The 15,493-nt window shown below is 66.5% G+C and carries 13 protein-coding genes; 6 read left to right on the top strand and 7 right to left on the bottom strand.

Features of this window, described 5'->3' with window-relative positions; genetic code table 11:
• Nucleotides 1-203: 203 nt before the first annotated feature.
• Nucleotides 204-1,505, top strand: a complete 1,302-nt coding sequence (locus F7P65_RS02735; RefSeq protein ID WP_150290206.1) for a methyltransferase family protein — start codon at nt 204-206, stop codon at nt 1,503-1,505.
• Nucleotides 1,506-1,556: 51 nt separating this feature from the next.
• Here F7P65_RS02735 and F7P65_RS02730 read toward each other — a convergent pair whose 3' ends face one another.
• Nucleotides 1,557-2,930, bottom strand: coding sequence for a glutamate--cysteine ligase (locus tag F7P65_RS02730; protein ID WP_150290205.1), 1,374 nt, complete (start codon nt 2,928-2,930; stop codon nt 1,557-1,559).
• Between the two features lie 122 nt (nt 2,931-3,052).
• Nucleotides 3,053-3,799 carry a 16S rRNA (uracil(1498)-N(3))-methyltransferase gene (locus F7P65_RS02725; protein WP_150290204.1) on the bottom strand — a complete coding sequence of 249 codons (747 nt, stop codon included), beginning with the start codon at nt 3,797-3,799 and terminating at the stop codon, nt 3,053-3,055.
• 79 nt (nt 3,800-3,878) lie between these two features.
• Here F7P65_RS02725 and ubiA point away from each other — a divergent pair, with 79 nt between their 5' ends.
• The gene (gene ubiA / locus F7P65_RS02720; RefSeq protein WP_150290203.1) at nt 3,879-4,781 is read left to right on the top strand and encodes a 4-hydroxybenzoate octaprenyltransferase; all 903 of its coding nucleotides are present in this window, start codon (nt 3,879-3,881) and stop codon (nt 4,779-4,781) included.
• A gap of 15 nt (nt 4,782-4,796) precedes the next feature.
• On the opposite strand, the gene smc is transcribed toward ubiA, so the two are convergent.
• The 4 genes from smc to F7P65_RS02700 form a co-directional block, all read right to left on the bottom strand.
• Complete coding sequence (gene smc, locus F7P65_RS02715) at nt 4,797-8,240, bottom strand: chromosome segregation protein SMC (protein ID WP_150290202.1); 3,444 nt, start codon at nt 8,238-8,240, stop codon at nt 4,797-4,799.
• 80 nt (nt 8,241-8,320) lie between these two features.
• Nucleotides 8,321-9,055, bottom strand: coding sequence for a thioredoxin domain-containing protein (locus F7P65_RS02710; RefSeq protein WP_150290201.1), 735 nt, complete (start codon nt 9,053-9,055; stop codon nt 8,321-8,323).
• A gap of 44 nt (nt 9,056-9,099) precedes the next feature.
• Entirely contained in the window at nt 9,100-9,771 is a 672-nt protein-coding gene (locus tag F7P65_RS02705; RefSeq protein WP_150290200.1) for a thioredoxin domain-containing protein, read from the bottom strand.
• Nucleotides 9,772-9,816: 45 nt separating this feature from the next.
• On the bottom strand, nt 9,817-10,359 hold the full coding sequence (locus tag F7P65_RS02700) for a DUF721 domain-containing protein (protein ID WP_150290199.1): 543 nt from the start codon (nt 10,357-10,359) through the stop codon (nt 9,817-9,819).
• Between the two features lie 26 nt (nt 10,360-10,385).
• Between F7P65_RS02700 and F7P65_RS02695 the strand changes: the two genes are divergently transcribed.
• The 4 genes from F7P65_RS02695 to F7P65_RS02680 are packed head-to-tail and all read left to right on the top strand — an operon-like array spanning nt 10,386 to nt 14,534.
• A complete protein-coding gene (locus F7P65_RS02695; protein ID WP_150290198.1) occupies nt 10,386-11,456 on the top strand; it encodes an A/G-specific adenine glycosylase in 1,071 nt (356 codons plus the stop codon).
• Nucleotides 11,443-12,363: an NAD(+) diphosphatase gene (gene nudC / locus F7P65_RS02690; protein WP_150290197.1), complete on the top strand. Its 921-nt coding sequence runs from the start codon at nt 11,443-11,445 to the stop codon at nt 12,361-12,363. The genes F7P65_RS02695 and nudC overlap by 14 nt, the downstream gene beginning before the upstream one ends.
• Before the next feature lie 40 nt (nt 12,364-12,403).
• Entirely contained in the window at nt 12,404-13,750 is a 1,347-nt protein-coding gene (locus tag F7P65_RS02685; RefSeq protein ID WP_150290196.1) for a TldD/PmbA family protein, read from the top strand.
• Entirely contained in the window at nt 13,737-14,534 is a 798-nt protein-coding gene (locus tag F7P65_RS02680) for an inositol monophosphatase family protein (RefSeq protein WP_150290195.1), read from the top strand. The genes F7P65_RS02685 and F7P65_RS02680 overlap by 14 nt, the downstream gene beginning before the upstream one ends.
• A gap of 194 nt (nt 14,535-14,728) precedes the next feature.
• Here F7P65_RS02680 and F7P65_RS02675 read toward each other — a convergent pair whose 3' ends face one another.
• A complete protein-coding gene (locus F7P65_RS02675; RefSeq protein ID WP_150290194.1) occupies nt 14,729-15,457 on the bottom strand; it encodes a GDSL-type esterase/lipase family protein in 729 nt (242 codons plus the stop codon).
• Nucleotides 15,458-15,493 lie beyond the last annotated feature (36 nt).

The raw sequence follows: 15,493 nt of genomic DNA, 5'->3' as shown, positions 1-15,493 counted from the left end.
TTCAAATCCTGCCCCCGCAACCAAACAACCACTAAAAGGCCCCTCGCCATCGCGAGGGGCCTTTGGTCGTTTCTGAGCGTTGTCGTTCCCGCTGCCTGTCGCAAACTCTTGCAGGCTGGCCGCCGGGATTCCTGATCTTGGTCGGAAACCGTTCGCGGACATACCTTCACGGCTTACTTACCATTTTTGGCTAAGCCGATGCCATGCGCAAACATGCCATTCCCTGTCCCAAATCCGCTGTCAGCCATGGCGTCGGCTTGGCTGGCCTCTCCGGACTCGGGATTTGGGCGATTATAGCGCGGCATTATGGCATGAACGGACCCAATGCGGGCTTTGCCGCCGTGATCGCCTGCGCTGTGCCGATGGTGCTATGGTCGCTCCTGATCGACAAGGTTCATCGCAATGCATCGACCGGAATCGATTGGCAGACTCCCCCACGCTGTTGGCGGTCGGTGTTGGATATCAGCGTCGTGAAAATTGCCGGACTTTGGACGACCTGGCTGGCCATCGCTGTCTTTTACTGCGTCGCGCGCTGGTACTGGAGCGGGAATTACCACTATTCCATGACTTTGTTCATGAGCGCCGCGCCCTGGCTGCTCGCGGTTTCCGTGCCTTATGTGATCTGGCTGGACCGACGGCTGGCGGAACCCAGGGACGCCACCTATGCCTTCGGGCAATGGGTGATTGGTGGCACCGCCGGCATGCCGGACGGAGCCGAAGTTGCCCATCATGCGCGGGCCTGGGCGGTGAAGGGATTTTTCCTGGCCTTCATGCTGTCGATCGTGCCGGGCAATTTCGCCAGCGTGGTTCAGTGGCGAGTGGAGGATGCCTTCTCCCATCCGGTGGCCCTGACCCAATTGCTGATCGCGATCATGTTCATGATCGATGTTTGCATGGCCACCGTCGGATATATGCTCACGATGAGGCCGTTGGATTCGCATATCCGCACCGCCAATCCTTTTCTGGGCGCTTGGGTGGCGGCGCTGATCTGTTATCCGCCCTTCGTACTCATGGGCAATGGCGGGCCGCTCGATTATCATGCGGGCGGCGCCGAATGGGACTATTGGACGCAGGGACATCAGATGCTCCAATGGTTATTGGGTGGCGCGCTGGTGCTGCTCACCGCCATCTATGCCTGGGCGACGGTGGCTTTTGGCCCCCGTTTTTCGAACCTGACGCATCGTGGAATTTTGACACACGGCCCTTATCGTTGGACGCGCCATCCGGCGTATCTCTCGAAAAATCTCTTCTGGTGGTTGTCCGCGCTTCCATTTCTCAGCATTTCGGGGAGTTTGACCGACATCGCGCGGAACTGCGCGATGCTCGCGATTACTAATGGCGTCTATTATTGGCGCGCCAGGACCGAGGAAGCGCATCTCGCCGCCGATCCGGAGTACCAAGCCTATAGCGCGTGGATCGCGCGCAACGGGATTGTGCCCCGCTTCTTCACCTGGGTGGCGGGGCGCAATCCCCGGCAGGAGAATATCGTTCACCCCGCGGAGTGAGAGGGCTTCCCCCCATCACCCATTCGCCGCGCGCGGATAAAGGGGCGAGCGCTAAAAGCTCTCCTCGGCATAGATGCGGCTCAAATCGCCTTGCCACTCCCCATGATAACGGGCCAGCAGGCGTTCGGCGTGGGTCTGGCCGGAGGCGACGATCTCGTCCAGCGGCGCGAGATAGCCGGTTTCATTGTCGCCGGATGCGTTGAGGCGCGCGCGGGCGGAAAGGCCGCTGCGCGCGATGGCGAGCACGTCGCCGGCGATGTCGCGCAGCCTGCGCCCACCCGCGATGGGCGCGTCGAGCGCCAGTTTCGGGACGGAATCGCGCAATATCTGACGCTCCTCCATGCTCCAGTCCTTGACCAGATCCCAGGCGGCGTCGAGAGCGCTTTCGTCGTAGAGCAGGCCGACCCATAAGGCGGGCAGCGCACAGATACGGTTCCACGGTCCGCCATCGGCCCCGCGCATTTCCAGGAAGCTCTTCATGCGCACTTCGGGGAAGGCGGTGGAGAGATGATCCTCCCAATCCTTTTCGGTCGGCTTTTCGCCGGGCAGGGCGGGAAGTCGGCCATCGAGGAAATCGCGGAAGCTCTGCCCCGCCGCATCGATATAGCGGCCGTCGCGATAGACGAAATACATCGGCACATCGAGCGCATAGTCGGCATAGCGTTCATAGCCGAAGCCGTCCTCGAACACGAAGGGCAGCATGCCGGTGCGGCCCGGGTCGGTGTCCGACCAGATATGGCTGCGGTAGGACAGATAGCCGTTGGGCTTGCCGTCGGTGAAGGGGGAATTGGCGAAGAGCGCCGTCGCCAGCGGTTGCAGGGCGAGGGAGACGCGGAACTTCTTCACCATGTCCGCCTCGCTGCCATAGTCGAGGTTGGTCTGAATGGTGCAGGTGCGCAGCATCATGTCGAGGCCCAGCGACCCCACGCGCGGCATGTGCCGCAGCATGATGTCGTACCGGCCCTTGGGCATGATGGGCAGTTCTTCGCGGCTCTTGTCCGGCCACATGCCAAGACCCAGGAAACCCAGGTTCAGCATGTCGCCGACATATTTCACCTGCTCCAGATGCCGGCTGGTTTCCGCGCAGGTCTGGTGCAGATTTTCCAGCGGTGCGCCGGACAGTTCGAGCTGCCCCGCCGGTTCCAGGCTGACCGTGCCGTCGGTGCCGGACAGGGCGATGATATTCTCCCCCTCGAACACCGGATTCCAGCCATAGCGGGTCAGCCCGATCAGCAGCGTATGGATGCCGCCACGCTCATCATATGAGGGCGCATGATGATCCTTGCGGCTGTAGACGAATTTCTCATGCTCGGTGCCGATCCGCCAGCGATCCTTGGGCTTGGCGCCCTTGGCAAAGGCCGCGATCAACTGCTCGCGGCTTTCGATGATGGGATCCTTGCCCCCTGAGTCGGTTCTGGTGCTCATGCCCCGCCTTAATCTATCCCCCCGATGCGTCAAACGCGCAACGTTCGGCGCACAGATAAGCTGCGTCTATGACAGCTTCAATCCGGTTGCGGAAGAAAACGGTATGAAAGCCGCCTTGCCGGTCAGCGCCAGTCGCCGTTGATCGTCATCCAGGCGGTGGTGGCGGCGATGGCGGCCGTTTCGGCGCGCAGGATGCGGGGCCCAAGCGAGACAGGCACGGCTTTGGCTACCGCGCGGATCGCCGCCCGTTCGGCGGGGTCGAATCCGCCTTCCGGGCCGATCAGGAAAGCCGCCGGGCCAGCATGGGCTTTCAGCGTGTCCGCAAGGGGGGCGCCGCCCGTTTCATCGGCGAAGAACAGCCAGCGGTCCTCCGCCCAATCCCTGAGCAGCGCGTCGAGCTTCATCATCGCGCCAAGCTCTGGCAGCGCCGTGCGCCCGCATTGCTCGGCGGCCTCGACCAGATGGGCGTGAAGGCGGTCGAGGTTGAGCTTGTCCACCACCGCGCGGCGGGTGAGCACGGGTTGCAGCCGCGCAACGCCCAGTTCGCAGGCCTTTTCCGCGATCAGGTCGATCCGGCCCTTCTTGATCGGGGCGCAGCAGAGCCAGAAATCCGGGACATCCTCGGGCGCCTTGGTCTGGCTGACGACGTCCAGAATCAGGTCGCGCTTGCGGATGTCGCGCGCCCTGGCGGCCCATTCGCCCGATCGGCCGTCGAAGAGCAGCACGATGTCGTCCGGCTTCACCCGCATGACGCTGATGAGATAATGGGCCGGGTTGCCGTCGACCGGCACGGCGACGCCCTCGCCCAGCGGGGTTTCGACATGGAGGCGCGGGGCGCTCTGCGGCGGCCAGGCGGGAGTTGCGGTCATTTTGTCTCTTTGCTTGTGGTCGGCCCGTTCTAAAGAGAAGGGGAGGGCTTCGACAAGCTTTGGCCCGAACGGAGACATGGTGAATCAGACGATAGTTCCCGACAGCGAAGCGCGCGGTCTGGTCGCGCGCCTGCCGGATGTTCCGCGCGCCCTGGCCCTGCTGGCGCGTTTCGACCGGCCCATCGGCTGGTGGCTGCTGTTCTGGCCCGGCGCCTGGGCGGTGGTGCTGGCGGGCGGCGCGCGGACCCATTGGCCGCTGATCCTGTGGCTGCTGCTGGGCAGCATCGCCATGCGCGGGGCGGGATGCGTATTCAACGATATTGTCGACCGCGATCTGGACCGGCAGGTGGCGCGCACGGCTTCGCGTCCGTTGGCGAGCGGGGCGGTCTCGCTCAGGACCGCCTGGATCTGGCTGGTGTCGCTCTGTCTGGTCGGGCTGGCCGTGCTGCTGCAACTGCATCTTTACGCGCAGATCGTGGCGCTGGCATCGCTGGCGCTGGTGGCGGCCTATCCCTTCATGAAGAGGATCACCGGATGGCCGCAGCTTTGGTTGGGGCTGGTCTTTTCCTGGGCGGCTCTGGTCGGGTGGAGCGAAGTCGCCGGTGCGCTGACCGGGGCGGGGCTGCTGCTCTATGGCGGCTGCATCTTCTGGGTGGTCGGCTATGACACCATTTACGCGCTTCAGGACCGGGAGGACGACGCGCTGATCGGTATCGGGTCGAGTGCCCTCTCCATGGGCCGGCATGTGCGGAGCGGCGTGACGCTTTGCTACGGGCTGGCGCTGGCGCTGTGGGCGGCGGCGATCTGGCAGGTGCGGCCGCAGGGACTGGCGCTGGCGGCGCTGTTGCCGATGGCGATGCACCTGCTCTGGCAGGTGGCGGCGCTCAAGGAGAATGGCGCCGATCCGCTCCTCAAATTCCGGTCCAACCGTTTTGCCGGGCTGCTGATGTTCCTGTGCTGCCTGGTGGTGGGCAGCGCGTGACGGAGGGAAGCGGATCTATTCGGCCGCGAGCAGGGCTTCCGCGCCGCCCAGATTGACCGAAACGAGCCGGCTGACCCCGCGTTCGACCATGGTGACGCCGAACAGGCGGTGCATCCGCGCCATGGTCACGGCATTGTGGCTGACGATCAGATAACGGGTGTCGGTCTGCTCCACCATCGCGTCGAGCAGATCGCAGAAGCGCTCGACATTGGCGTCGTCGAGCGGCGCGTCGACCTCGTCCAGCACGCAGATCGGGGCCGGATTGGTCAGGAACAGCCCGAAGATCAGGGCGACGGCGGTAAGCGCCTGTTCACCGCCCGACAGGAGCGTCAGCGCAGCGAGTTTCTTGCCCGGTGGCTGGGCCATGATTTCCAGCCCCGCTTCCAGCGGATCGTCGCTGTCGATCAGTTCCAGATGCGCCTGACCGCCGTTGAAGAGGGTGGTGAAGAGGCGGCGGAAATGGCCGTCCACCGCCTCGAAGGCAGCGAGCAGGCGCTGGCGGCCCTCGCGGTTCAAACTGCCGATGGAGCCGCGCAGGCGGTTGATCGCTTGGCTCAGTTCCTCGCTTTCGGCGCGGCTGCTCGCCTGGGTGGCTTCCAGTTCCTCCAGTTCCTGTGCGGCGACGAGGTTGACCGGGCCGATTCGTTCGCGTTCGGTGGAAAGGCGGTCATGCTCCCCCTGTTCGGTCTGCGCGATGCGGATGTCGGCACTGGGAAAGCCCAGCTTTTCAGGCAGGACCGGAGGCGGGCATTCGAAGCGTTCGCCCGACAGGCGGTTGGTTTCAGCGCGCTTCTCGTCCGCCGCTTCGGCGCGGGCGACGGCGGTGGCGCGAGTTTCGCGGCATTGGGCGAGGGTTTCGCCCGCCTGCGAGGCCCGCTGCTCGGCGGTGCGCAGGGCGGATTCGGCCGCACTTTCCTCGCACCGGGCGGCGTCGGCGGCCTCCGTCAGCGCGTTGCCCTGTTCGTTGAGCGCTGCGATCCTGGCGGCGAGGCTGTCCGGTTGATCCGCGATATCGGCGCGTTCCCTGGCGATAGCGTCGTTGCGCTCGACCATGGCGGCGATGCGCTTGGCGGCTTCGCCGGCGCGGGCGCGCCAGCCCTTGGCCTCGGCATCGGCGGCAGTCATGCGCTCGCGGTCGTTGCCGAGCGCCCGGTCGGCGAGCGCCTGATCGGCCTGAAGCTGGCTGACGGTCAGGCGGGCCTTTTCGCTGGCCTGCTGCAAGGCGGTGACAAGAGCGCGGGTTTCCTCACCGTCCGGCACCGCGACGCGGGCGGCTCGCGCCTTTTCATGCTCTGCCTCGGCAGAACGGAGGTCGGCACGCGCCTCGGCGAGGCGTTCTTCCATGGCCTCACGGCGGCCGGTCAGCCGTTCGAGGGCGGTGGCGGCTTCGTCGGCGGCGCGGAGCGCGGCGCGCAGGCGCTGGTCGGCGTTGGAAAGCTGGGCTCGACCGCTGGTCAAAGTCTTCGCGGCGTCGCGTTCGCGCTCGGCGGCGGAATCCTGCGCGGTGCGGGCGGTTTCGACCTCCGCATCGGCAGCCGGGCGGACGGCGGCGATGGCTTCGAGGCGGTTGAGGCGGATCAGCCGTTCGGCGGCGGCGGCTCCCCCTTCCATCGCCACATAGCCATCCCAGCGGCGAAGCTGACCGTCCCTGGTGACAAGGCGTTGACCGACGGCGAGCGGCTGGCCTTCGTCGCCATCCGCGACCGCAACCTGCGACAGACGGCGAGCCAGTTCGGGCGGCGCGGTCACATGGGCGGACAGAGCGGTGCAGTCTTCGGGCAATTTCGGATCGCTGTCGAGCGGTGCGGCTCCCGCCCAGTGGCGCTTGCCTTCGGTGGCGATGGGTGCTTCCAGATCGTCGCCCAAGGCTGCGGCCAGCGCCCGTTCATAGCCGGGCGCGGCCTTCAACCGGTCGAGCGCCCGGTTGCGATTGTTGGCACCGGTTTCGACGGCGCGCTTCAGGGCAGCGGCTTCGCTGTCGAGGGCGGCGAGCGCAGCACGGGCAGCGGCGAGGGCGGCCTCGGCGCTGGCGCGGGTTTCGGCGGCTTCGGCACGACCGGTTTCGGCGGTACGGATCGCGGTTTCGGCGGCGTCGCGGTCGGCGCCGGCTTGTTGTTGCGCGGTCAACGCCTCGGCGCGTCGGGCCTCCAACGGGACGGCGTCCGGCAAGGCGGCGGCTTCGGCTTCAAGCCGCTGCGCCTCGCGGGTCGCGCGGTCGAGCCGGTTGCGCGTCGCGGCCAGCGCGGCTTCGGCCACGCGCAGTTCGGCCTGCTCACCCGCCTGTTTCGCCATCGCCTTGGCGAGATCGAGTTCGGAGTCGCGGGCGGCATCCTCGGCCCGGGCGATGCGGCCGGCGAAATCGGGGCGCATCGCTTCGGTTTCGGCGATGCGGGTTTTCAGGCGGGCGATTTCGTCGGTCAGGCGGGCAATCGCCTGCGCCGCGTCGTTGGCGAGCGTGCCTTCGCGCTGCCGGTCCTCCTCCAGCCGGTCGGCCTGCTGCGCCAGATCGTGCAGGCGGCGAACCACCCCATCGCGCTCGGTGCGCAGGGCGGTCAGCTTGTGCCCCGCCTCGCTGGCGGCGTCACGGGCGCTCTGGGCGGCGGCGCGTTTTTGGGCAAGCGCCTCGACGGCGGCATTGGCGTGGACGGCCGCCGCCTGCTGCGCTTCCTGTGCGGCGAGGACCGCACTTTCAGCCTGCTTCGCTTCGGCCCGGGCGGCGTCGGCGGTGGCGGCGGCTTCGCGCCAGCGCGCGAAGGTGGTGCGTGCTTCGGCCATGCGGATCTGTTCCGACAGGCGGATATAGCGTTCCGCCGCCTTGGCCTGACGACGCAGGCTGTTGGCGCGGGCATCCATGTCGGACAGGATTTCGTCCAGCCGCGTCAGGTTCGCTTCGGCGGCGCGCAGTTTCTGTTCGGCATCCTTGCGCCGCACATGAAGGCCGGAAATGCCCGCCGCTTCCTCCAGCATGGCGCGGCGTTCCTGCGGGCGGGCGGCGATGACGGCGGCGATGCGACCCTGGCTCACCAGTGCCGGGCTGTGTGGGCCGGTGGCGGCATCGGCGAAGATCAGCGAGATGTCCTTGGCACGCACATCGCGGCCATTGGCCCGATAGGCGCTGCCCGCGCCGCGCTCGATCCGGCGGGTGACTTCCAGCTCGCCGTCGGCGCCGACCTCCACCGCGTTGAACAGTTCGCCCTGTTCCTGAATCGTCAGCAGCGAGACTTCGGCGAAATCGCGCTGCGGCCGGGTGGAGGTGCCCGCGAAGATCACATCCTCCATGCCGCCGCCGCGCATCGACTTGGCGCTGGATTCGCCCATGACCCAGCGGATCGCTTCCAGCAGATTCGACTTGCCGCAACCGTTCGGCCCGACAATGCCGGTGAGCCCGGGTTCGATGCGCAACTCGGTCGGGTCGACGAAGCTCTTGAAGCCGGAAAGCTTGAGGCGTTTTATCTGCATGATGTACAGTCAGGGCAGCGCAAAGCCGCCCCGCCGTCAGCGGGAAGCCGCATCGATGATGTCAGCCCCCTTTTTGCCAATCAGATCCCTGCCTGTTTGAGCTTGGGCTTCAGGGCGGACCATGCCGCCGTGTTTTCGACCATCACGCCGTTCAGGATGAAGCTGGGCGTGCCTTCGATCTTATACTGGTTGTTGGCCTCTTCCACGCCCTTCGCCAGTTTTTCGGCGGCGGCGGTGTCGGCCAGGCACTGCTTCGCCTGATCTTCCGAAATGCCGCGCTGCTTGGCGAAGTCGATCAGGCCGACGGCGGCGGCCAGCTGGCCGAAGCGCTGCGCCGGAGGGGCGCTCATCAACGCCTGATATTTGGCGTCGCCCAGTGCCTGCGCCTTTTCGAACATCGCATTCTGGTTGGCGAAGAACTGTTCCGACAGCGGATAATAAATATCCTTGCCGCCGCAGCGCGCCAGCAGCGACGTCGCGATATCGATCGGGTCGCGCACGAAGTTGCGGAACTCGTAGCTCATCTTGCCGCTGTCCACCATCTGCTTGATCTCCTCCGACGATTCGGCCGAGAAATCGCGACAATGCGAGCAGGTGTAGGAGCCATATTCGATCAGCTTCACCTTGGCATTGGGGTTGCCCATCACAAACTGCCCCTCGGGCGTCGCGGTGATGGTGGTGGACCAGCTTGTGCCCGCCGGCGGCGCCACGGCGGCGACCGGCGCGCTGGTGGGCTGGCTGGCGCTGTCATTCTTGCCGCAGGCGGCCAGCGTCAGGGAAAGGGCGATAAGGGCTAGTCCGGACAGGGCTTTCACGTTCTTTTGGCTCCATGGTCGGGCGAGAATGAGAGGGGTGTAGATCAGTGCGAGACGTCGGGCAATGCGGCCTGAACATGGGTCCAGTCCGATCCGCGGATCAGCGTGCCGTTCAGGGTGAAACCGGGCGTGCCGGAAATCTGCACCTTGTTCCACGCCTCGTCGGTCATGGCGAGTATCTGCTTCATCGCATTGGCGTCGTTGATGCAGGCGTCGAGCTGGGCGGGCTTGTAGCCGCGCTTGGCCATGAAGGTGTAAAGCCCGGTCTTCTGCCCGATGTCGCGTAAGGCGGCCTTCTGGTCGGCGGGCTTGGCCGCGTCCCTGTCATAGGCGACCACCTTTTCCATCCAGCTTTCCTGATTGGCGAACAGCGCCTCATGATTGCCGAAGAAGCGTTTCGGGTCGCCGCAGCGGGCGAGCAGGGCGACGGTCAGGTCATATTTGTCGCGCACGGCGTTGCGGATTTCGACGCTGACCTTGCCCGTCCTGACATAATTGGCCTTGAGCGGCGCGCTCGCCTCTCCCGTGAAATGGGCGCAGTGCGGGCAGGTATAGCTGATATATTCCACCAGCTTGCTGGATGCGGCGGGGTTGCCCAGCACATGGCCGCCCGCAGGGGTCATGGTGACACGGTCGGCCCAATTGGCGGCGGGGGCCGCGACGGCGCCCGCGGGAAGGGCGAGCAAGGCAAGCAGAGCCAGGCGAAGTTTCGTCATGCGATGATCCAATGAAGCGCCGCCCCTGCACGGCAATGGGTTGTTTCAGCTGATCTTCGGCAAACCGTTGGAATTGGCAAGCCCCTGCGCGAGCGATTCGAGTACGGCGCGCAATTCGGGGTCGCCAATGTCGCGCAGCGAATCGCCCAGTTCCACCGGAATGGGCTTCAGGTTGCGCGGCGGCGGGCGCCGTTCGGGTTCCGCCGCGCGGATCAGGCCCTGTTTCATCGCGACCTTGGCGACGGCGGCATAGCCGAAGAAGCGGTTCACCCGATCGATGATGTCGGGCAGCACATGCTGGATCATCGGCGCATGGCCGCTCATGACGGTCAGTTGCAGGGTGCCGCCCGCTTTCTTGCCCGCCGGGAAGCGGATCGATTCGGGTTCGCTGATCGCGGCATAATGGGCGCCGACAATCTCCGCCCAGCGGGTGACGATGCTCGACTGCACGAAGCCGAATTTGCGGAAGGCGGCGGCGCCGATGGCCGGCATCAGGTCCGCGATCCGGCGCGGCGCGCCGACGCGCGGGCGTTCCTCCGCCTCTGTCTTGCGGCTTTTCATTTTGGGTGTCGCGGGGCGTTCCGTCATCCTCTGCATCATGGCATAGGGCCACCATGCACGTCGAGGGACCATCCAGGAAAATAGCGGCCAAGCTGCTGGCCCATTATGATGTGCATGCGCGCAGCCTGCCTTGGCGCGCGCCGCCGGGGGCCAATGCCGCCGATCCCTATCGGGTATGGCTGTCGGAGGTGATGCTCCAGCAGACCACCGTGACGGCGGTCCGGCCCTATTTCGCGAAATTCACGGAGCGTTGGCCCGATGTGACGGCGCTGGCGGCGGAAGAGGATGGCGAGGTGATGGCCGCCTGGGCGGGGCTTGGCTATTATGCCCGCGCCCGCAACCTGCTCGCCTGCGCGCGGGCGGTGGCGGGCGGGCATGGCGGAATATTTCCCGATACCGAGCAGGGGCTGCGCGCGCTGCCGGGCGTGGGCGCCTATACGGCGGCGGCGGTGGCGGCCATCGCCTTCGGCCGCCGCGCCGTGGTGGTCGACGCCAATGTCGAGCGGGTGGTGGCGCGGCTCTTTGCCATCGCGACGCCTCTGCCCGCGGCGCGTCCGGAAATCCGTATCGCGACCGATGCCATCACGCCGGATGCCCGCGCCGGGGACTTCGCGCAGGCGATGATGGATCTGGGCGCGACCATCTGCACGCCGCGCAATCCGGCCTGCGGCATCTGCCCCTTGCGGCTGGATTGCGCGGCCTGTGCGACCGCCGATCCGGCGGCTTTTCCGGTCAAGGCGGCGAAGAAAGCCAAGCCGCATCGCCTTGGCCATGGCTGGTGGATCGAGCGGCCGGACGGGCATGTCTGGCTGGTGCGCCGACCTGACAAGGGCATGCTCGGCGGGATGCGCGCGCTTCCCTCTTCCGACTGGAACGAGGCGCCCGACGCGACGCCGCCCCTCGTCGCGCGCTGGCGCCGGCTGCCCGATCCGGTGTCGCATGTTTTTACCCATTTCTCCCTCGCATTGACGGTGCATCATGCCCATGTCGGGCAGGACGCGGCTCCGCCGGGGGCGGGGGAATGGTGGCCGGTGGCCGAGATCGGCAAGGCGGGCCTTCCGACCCTGTTCGCCCGCGCGGCCGAAGCCGCCATGAAGGAGAGATTGAACGATGCACGGCCGTAATGCCCCGGATTCTCAGCTATTGGCCTATGTGGGAGGACGGCTGGACCGGGTCGATCACATTCGCACCAATCCCGATCTGCTGGCGCAGGCCTTCGCTTCGCCGCTTGCCCTCCGGCTGGTGCTGGAGGGGCTGGAGCCGGTGGTGGAGGACGGCCATCTGCGGATGGAGCCGCTGCCCGGCGACGCCTGGCTAGAACATCATGTGCTGCTCGGCCAGGACGAGGGGCAACGCCCGATCTTCGCGGAACTGCTGGCGGATTCGCCGGACAGCGCCTTTGCCACGGCGCGCAGCCGGGGTCTGGTCGGCGAGGTGCCGGGTCATGAAGTGGCGCTCTATGGCGCGGCGCGCAGCCTTCTGTCCTGGCATGCGCGGCATCGCTTCTGTTCGGTCTGCGGGCAGCGCACCGCGCCGGCCAAGGCGGGATGGTCGCGCCAGTGCCAGTCCTGCCGGACCGAGCATTTTCCGCGTGTCGATCCGGTCGTGATCATGCTGGCGGAGCATCGCGGGCGGGTGCTGCTGGGCCGTCAGCACGGTTGGCCGGCGGGCCGCTATTCCGCGCTCGCCGGTTTCGTCGAGCCGGGCGAGACGCTGGAGGAGGCGGTGGCGCGGGAAATCGGGGAGGAGGCCGGCGTCACGGTCCATTCGGTGCGCTATGTGATGAGCCAGCCCTGGCCCTTCCCATCCTCGCTGATGATCGCCTGCGTCGCGCGGGCCGATGACGATGCGCTGAAAATCGACGAAGCCGAACTGGACCACGCCTTCTGGTGCGACGCCGAGGGCGTTCGCGCGGCAATGGCGGAGGAGGAGGGCGCACCCTTCATCGCGCCGCCGCCGATGGCGGTCGCCTGGCACCTCCTGCGCCACTGGCTGGACGGGCAGGTTGCGGGCGGCAACCCAAGCGCGTAAGGCCGCAAGCTTCTGCCCCAGACAGGAAGCCGATAAGTCCATGCTCAGCCTCGAAGAAGCCCAGTCTCGCGCGGAGGATCTGGTTGCGGCGGCGCGCCGGGCGGGGGCGGATGCGGCGGACGCCATCTATGCCTGCAACGCCTCGACCAATGTGTCGGTACGGCTGGGCGCGCTGGAGGATGTCGAGCGGTCCGAGGGCGAGGAAATCGGCCTGCGGGTCTTCGTCGGCCAGCGGTCCGCCAGCATTTCCGCGTCGGACATGAACCCCGACACGCTGGCGACGCTGGTGGAACGTTGCATCGCCATGGCGCGTGAGGCGCCCGAAGACCCTTATGCGGGCCTTGCTCCGGAAGACCGGTTGCTCAGGAAGAAACTGCCCGCGCTCGACCTTATCGATCCGTTCGAGCCGGAACCGGCGGACCTCCGGGAACGCGCCATGATCGCAGAGGAGGCTGCGCGGGCGGTGATGGGCGTCACCAACAGCGAAGGCGGCGGCGCGGCGACGGGCCGCAGCCAGATGGCGCTCGCGACCAGCCATGGCTTTGCCGGGGCCTATGCCGGAACCAGCCATTCGACCTGGGCGAGCGTGCTTGCCGGGACCGGCGCCGACATGCAGCGCGACCATGCCAGCCACAGCGTGCGGCATATCGGGGATTTGGACGATGCGGAAACGGTCGGCACCCGCGCCGGGCTTCGGGCGGTGGCGCGGCTCCATCCGGTGAAGATGGAAAGCGGCGTCATGCCGGTGATCTTCGATCCCCGCATCGGCGCCAGCCTGATCGGGCATCTGATCGGTGGCATGGTCGGCCCGGCGATTGCGCGCCGGTCGAGTTTCCTGCTGGAGTCGCTGGGCGAGAAGCTGTTCGACGCCGACATCACCATCATCGACGATCCGCTGCGGCCGCGCGGGCTGCGTTCGCGGCCCTTCGACGGTGAGGGGCTTCCGGTCGAACGTCGGGCGCTGATCGACGCGGGCGTGCTGACCGGCTGGCTGATGGACAGCGCTTCGGCGCGGCAGCTCGGTCTTGAGCCCACCGGCCATGCCAGCCGGGGCGGCAGCGGCGCGCCGGGCGCGGGCATCACCAATGTCCATATGGAGCCGGGCACGCTTTCCCCCGGGGAACTGATGGCGGACATTCAGCGCGGTCTGTACGTGACCGAACTGATCGGCATGGGCGTCAACGGCGTTACCGGCGATTACAGCCGGGGGGCGGCGGGATTCCTGATCGAAAATGGCGCGGCGACGCAGGCGGTGTCGGAAATCACCATCGCCAGCAATCTGAAGGACATGTTCCGCACGCTGGTTCCGGCCAATGATCTGGCCTTCCGTTACGGCATGAATGTGCCGACCCTGCGCATCGACGGCATGACGATTGCCGGTGGCTGAGGTCCCGCTGCGCGATCTGGTGTCGGTCGTGTCGGATGCGGCCGACCGCGCGCTGACGCTCTGGGCGGGCGGCGAAACGCGCGTGCGCCAGTGGGAAAAGGTGCCCGGCCATCCGGTGTGCGAGGCCGATCTGGAACTGGACGCCATGCTGCGCGAGCGGCTCTACGCGCTCGATCCATCGGCCGGCTGGCTGTCGGAGGAGACAGCCGATACCGTGCACCGGCTGGGCCTGCCGCGTGTCTGGGTCGTCGATCCGATCGACGGCACCCGCGATTATCTGCGGGGGAAGCCGGGCTGGGCGGTGTCGGTGGCCTTGGTGGAACATGGCGCGGTGCGCATGGGCATATTGGCGGCGCCTGCCCGCAATGAACTGTGGATCGCGCAGGCGGGCGCGGGCGCGACCCGCAATGGCCGCCGGTTGCAGGCGGGGGACCGCACGATGCTGCCGGGCGCCCGCGTGCCCGCCGATCAGCCTCCCCGTCATGACCGCGATCTTGTCACCGTGGACAAGCCCAACAGCATCGCGCTGCGCATGGCGATGGTTGCCGCCGATGAGGCCGATCTGGTCGCCACCGTCCGCTGGGGCAATGAATGGGATGTCGCCGCCGCCGCATTGGTCGCGCAGGAGGCGGGCGCCATCGTCACCGATGCGCTGGGAGACCCTTTTTCCTTCAACCGGCCGCAGCCGACCGCCTTCGGCCTGCTCTGCGCCGCGCCGGGCATCCACGCGGCGGCGGTCGAGCGTCTGGCGCCACGGGCACAGGAAATATTGGGACGGGGTTAGGCCCTAGAGCATCGTGCGGAAAAGTGGGTACCGGTTTTCCGCTTAAAACGATGCGATAACAAAGAACTAGAGCGCGCGACTTGCGTCCGATTTAACGCAGCGCGCTCTAGAGCATCGTGCGGAAAAGTGGGTACCGGTTTTCCGCTTAAAACGATGCGATAACAAAGAATTAGAGCGCGCGACTTGCGTCCGATTTAACGCAGCTTGCTCCAGGGCGCGCAGCGGTGCACCGTTTCGGGCGGCAAGATCTCGTTTAGCCTCCTGCGCACCACGCCGGCCCAGATCCGGTAGCCCGCCGGGTTCATATGGACGCCGTCGGGCCGGTAATTGTCGCCCAGCCTGCCGCCCTTCAGCAGCGGCGTGGTGATATCCGCATAATAGGCAAGCCGCGCATGGGGGATGAAGCGCTGCGCCGCCGCGTTGAACAATTGCTGGTTCGCGAAGCTCGACCGGCGCTTGGGGCTGGGCTTCATCGACAATATCAGCACCGGCACATCGCCCATGGCCTGGTTGCGCACGTCCAGGAAATGGCCCAGTTGGCGGATCACCGACCGAACCGGCACGCCGTTGGCAATGTCATTTTCCCCGGCATAGAGGATGATCGCGACCGGCCGTCCATCTGCCCCGCTATTGGCGAAGCGCGGCAACAGGTCGGCGAAGGTCGCATTGTCGATGCCGCGATTATGCGCCACCCAGGGGGCCATGTCGCGGTGAAGGCTGACCCAGCGATGCATGGACGAACTGCCCACGAACCAGAGCGAACAATCGCCCTGCCGCTGTTCGTCATCGGGCAGGGTGGCTGTTGTCTGCCGATACTGCTGCACGGCCAACCAGCCGCCCACGATCAGGCAGAAGATCAGCGTCGCCGTCGCCAGCTTGGCGACAGGCGAGGCGTCGAGGCGTTGCAGCAGCGGAATCCCCATCAAAGGATATAGGTAACGCTTTTTTCCCGTCTGCAA

Origin of the sequence: Sphingobium estronivorans, assembly GCF_008692605.1 — a bacterium.
GTDB classification, from domain to species: Bacteria; Pseudomonadota; Alphaproteobacteria; order Sphingomonadales; family Sphingomonadaceae; genus Sphingobium; species Sphingobium estronivorans.
The sequence above is the reverse complement of the archived record's forward strand: the minus strand, read 5'-3'. Positions and strand labels throughout refer to the sequence as shown.

Excerpts from the sequence above, each read along its gene's own strand:
- F7P65_RS02705 (WP_150290200.1), bottom strand. The coding sequence starts at position 9,771 with ATGACGAAACTTCGCCTGGCTCTGCTTGCCTTGCTCGCCCTTCCCGCG.
- F7P65_RS02735 (WP_150290206.1), top strand. The coding sequence starts at position 204 with ATGCGCAAACATGCCATTCCCTGTCCCAAATCCGCTGTCAGCCATGGC.
- nudC (WP_150290197.1), top strand. The coding sequence starts at position 11,443 with ATGCACGGCCGTAATGCCCCGGATTCTCAGCTATTGGCCTATGTGGGA.
- F7P65_RS02685 (WP_150290196.1), top strand. The coding sequence starts at position 12,404 with ATGCTCAGCCTCGAAGAAGCCCAGTCTCGCGCGGAGGATCTGGTTGCG.
- F7P65_RS02695 (WP_150290198.1), top strand. The coding sequence starts at position 10,386 with ATGCACGTCGAGGGACCATCCAGGAAAATAGCGGCCAAGCTGCTGGCC.
- F7P65_RS02700 (WP_150290199.1), bottom strand. The coding sequence starts at position 10,359 with ATGACGGAACGCCCCGCGACACCCAAAATGAAAAGCCGCAAGACAGAG.
- F7P65_RS02675 (WP_150290194.1), bottom strand. The coding sequence starts at position 15,457 with ATGGGGATTCCGCTGCTGCAACGCCTCGACGCCTCGCCTGTCGCCAAG.
- smc (WP_150290202.1), bottom strand. The coding sequence starts at position 8,240 with ATGCAGATAAAACGCCTCAAGCTTTCCGGCTTCAAGAGCTTCGTCGAC.
- F7P65_RS02725 (WP_150290204.1), bottom strand. The coding sequence starts at position 3,799 with ATGACCGCAACTCCCGCCTGGCCGCCGCAGAGCGCCCCGCGCCTCCAT.
- F7P65_RS02730 (WP_150290205.1), bottom strand. The coding sequence starts at position 2,930 with ATGAGCACCAGAACCGACTCAGGGGGCAAGGATCCCATCATCGAAAGC.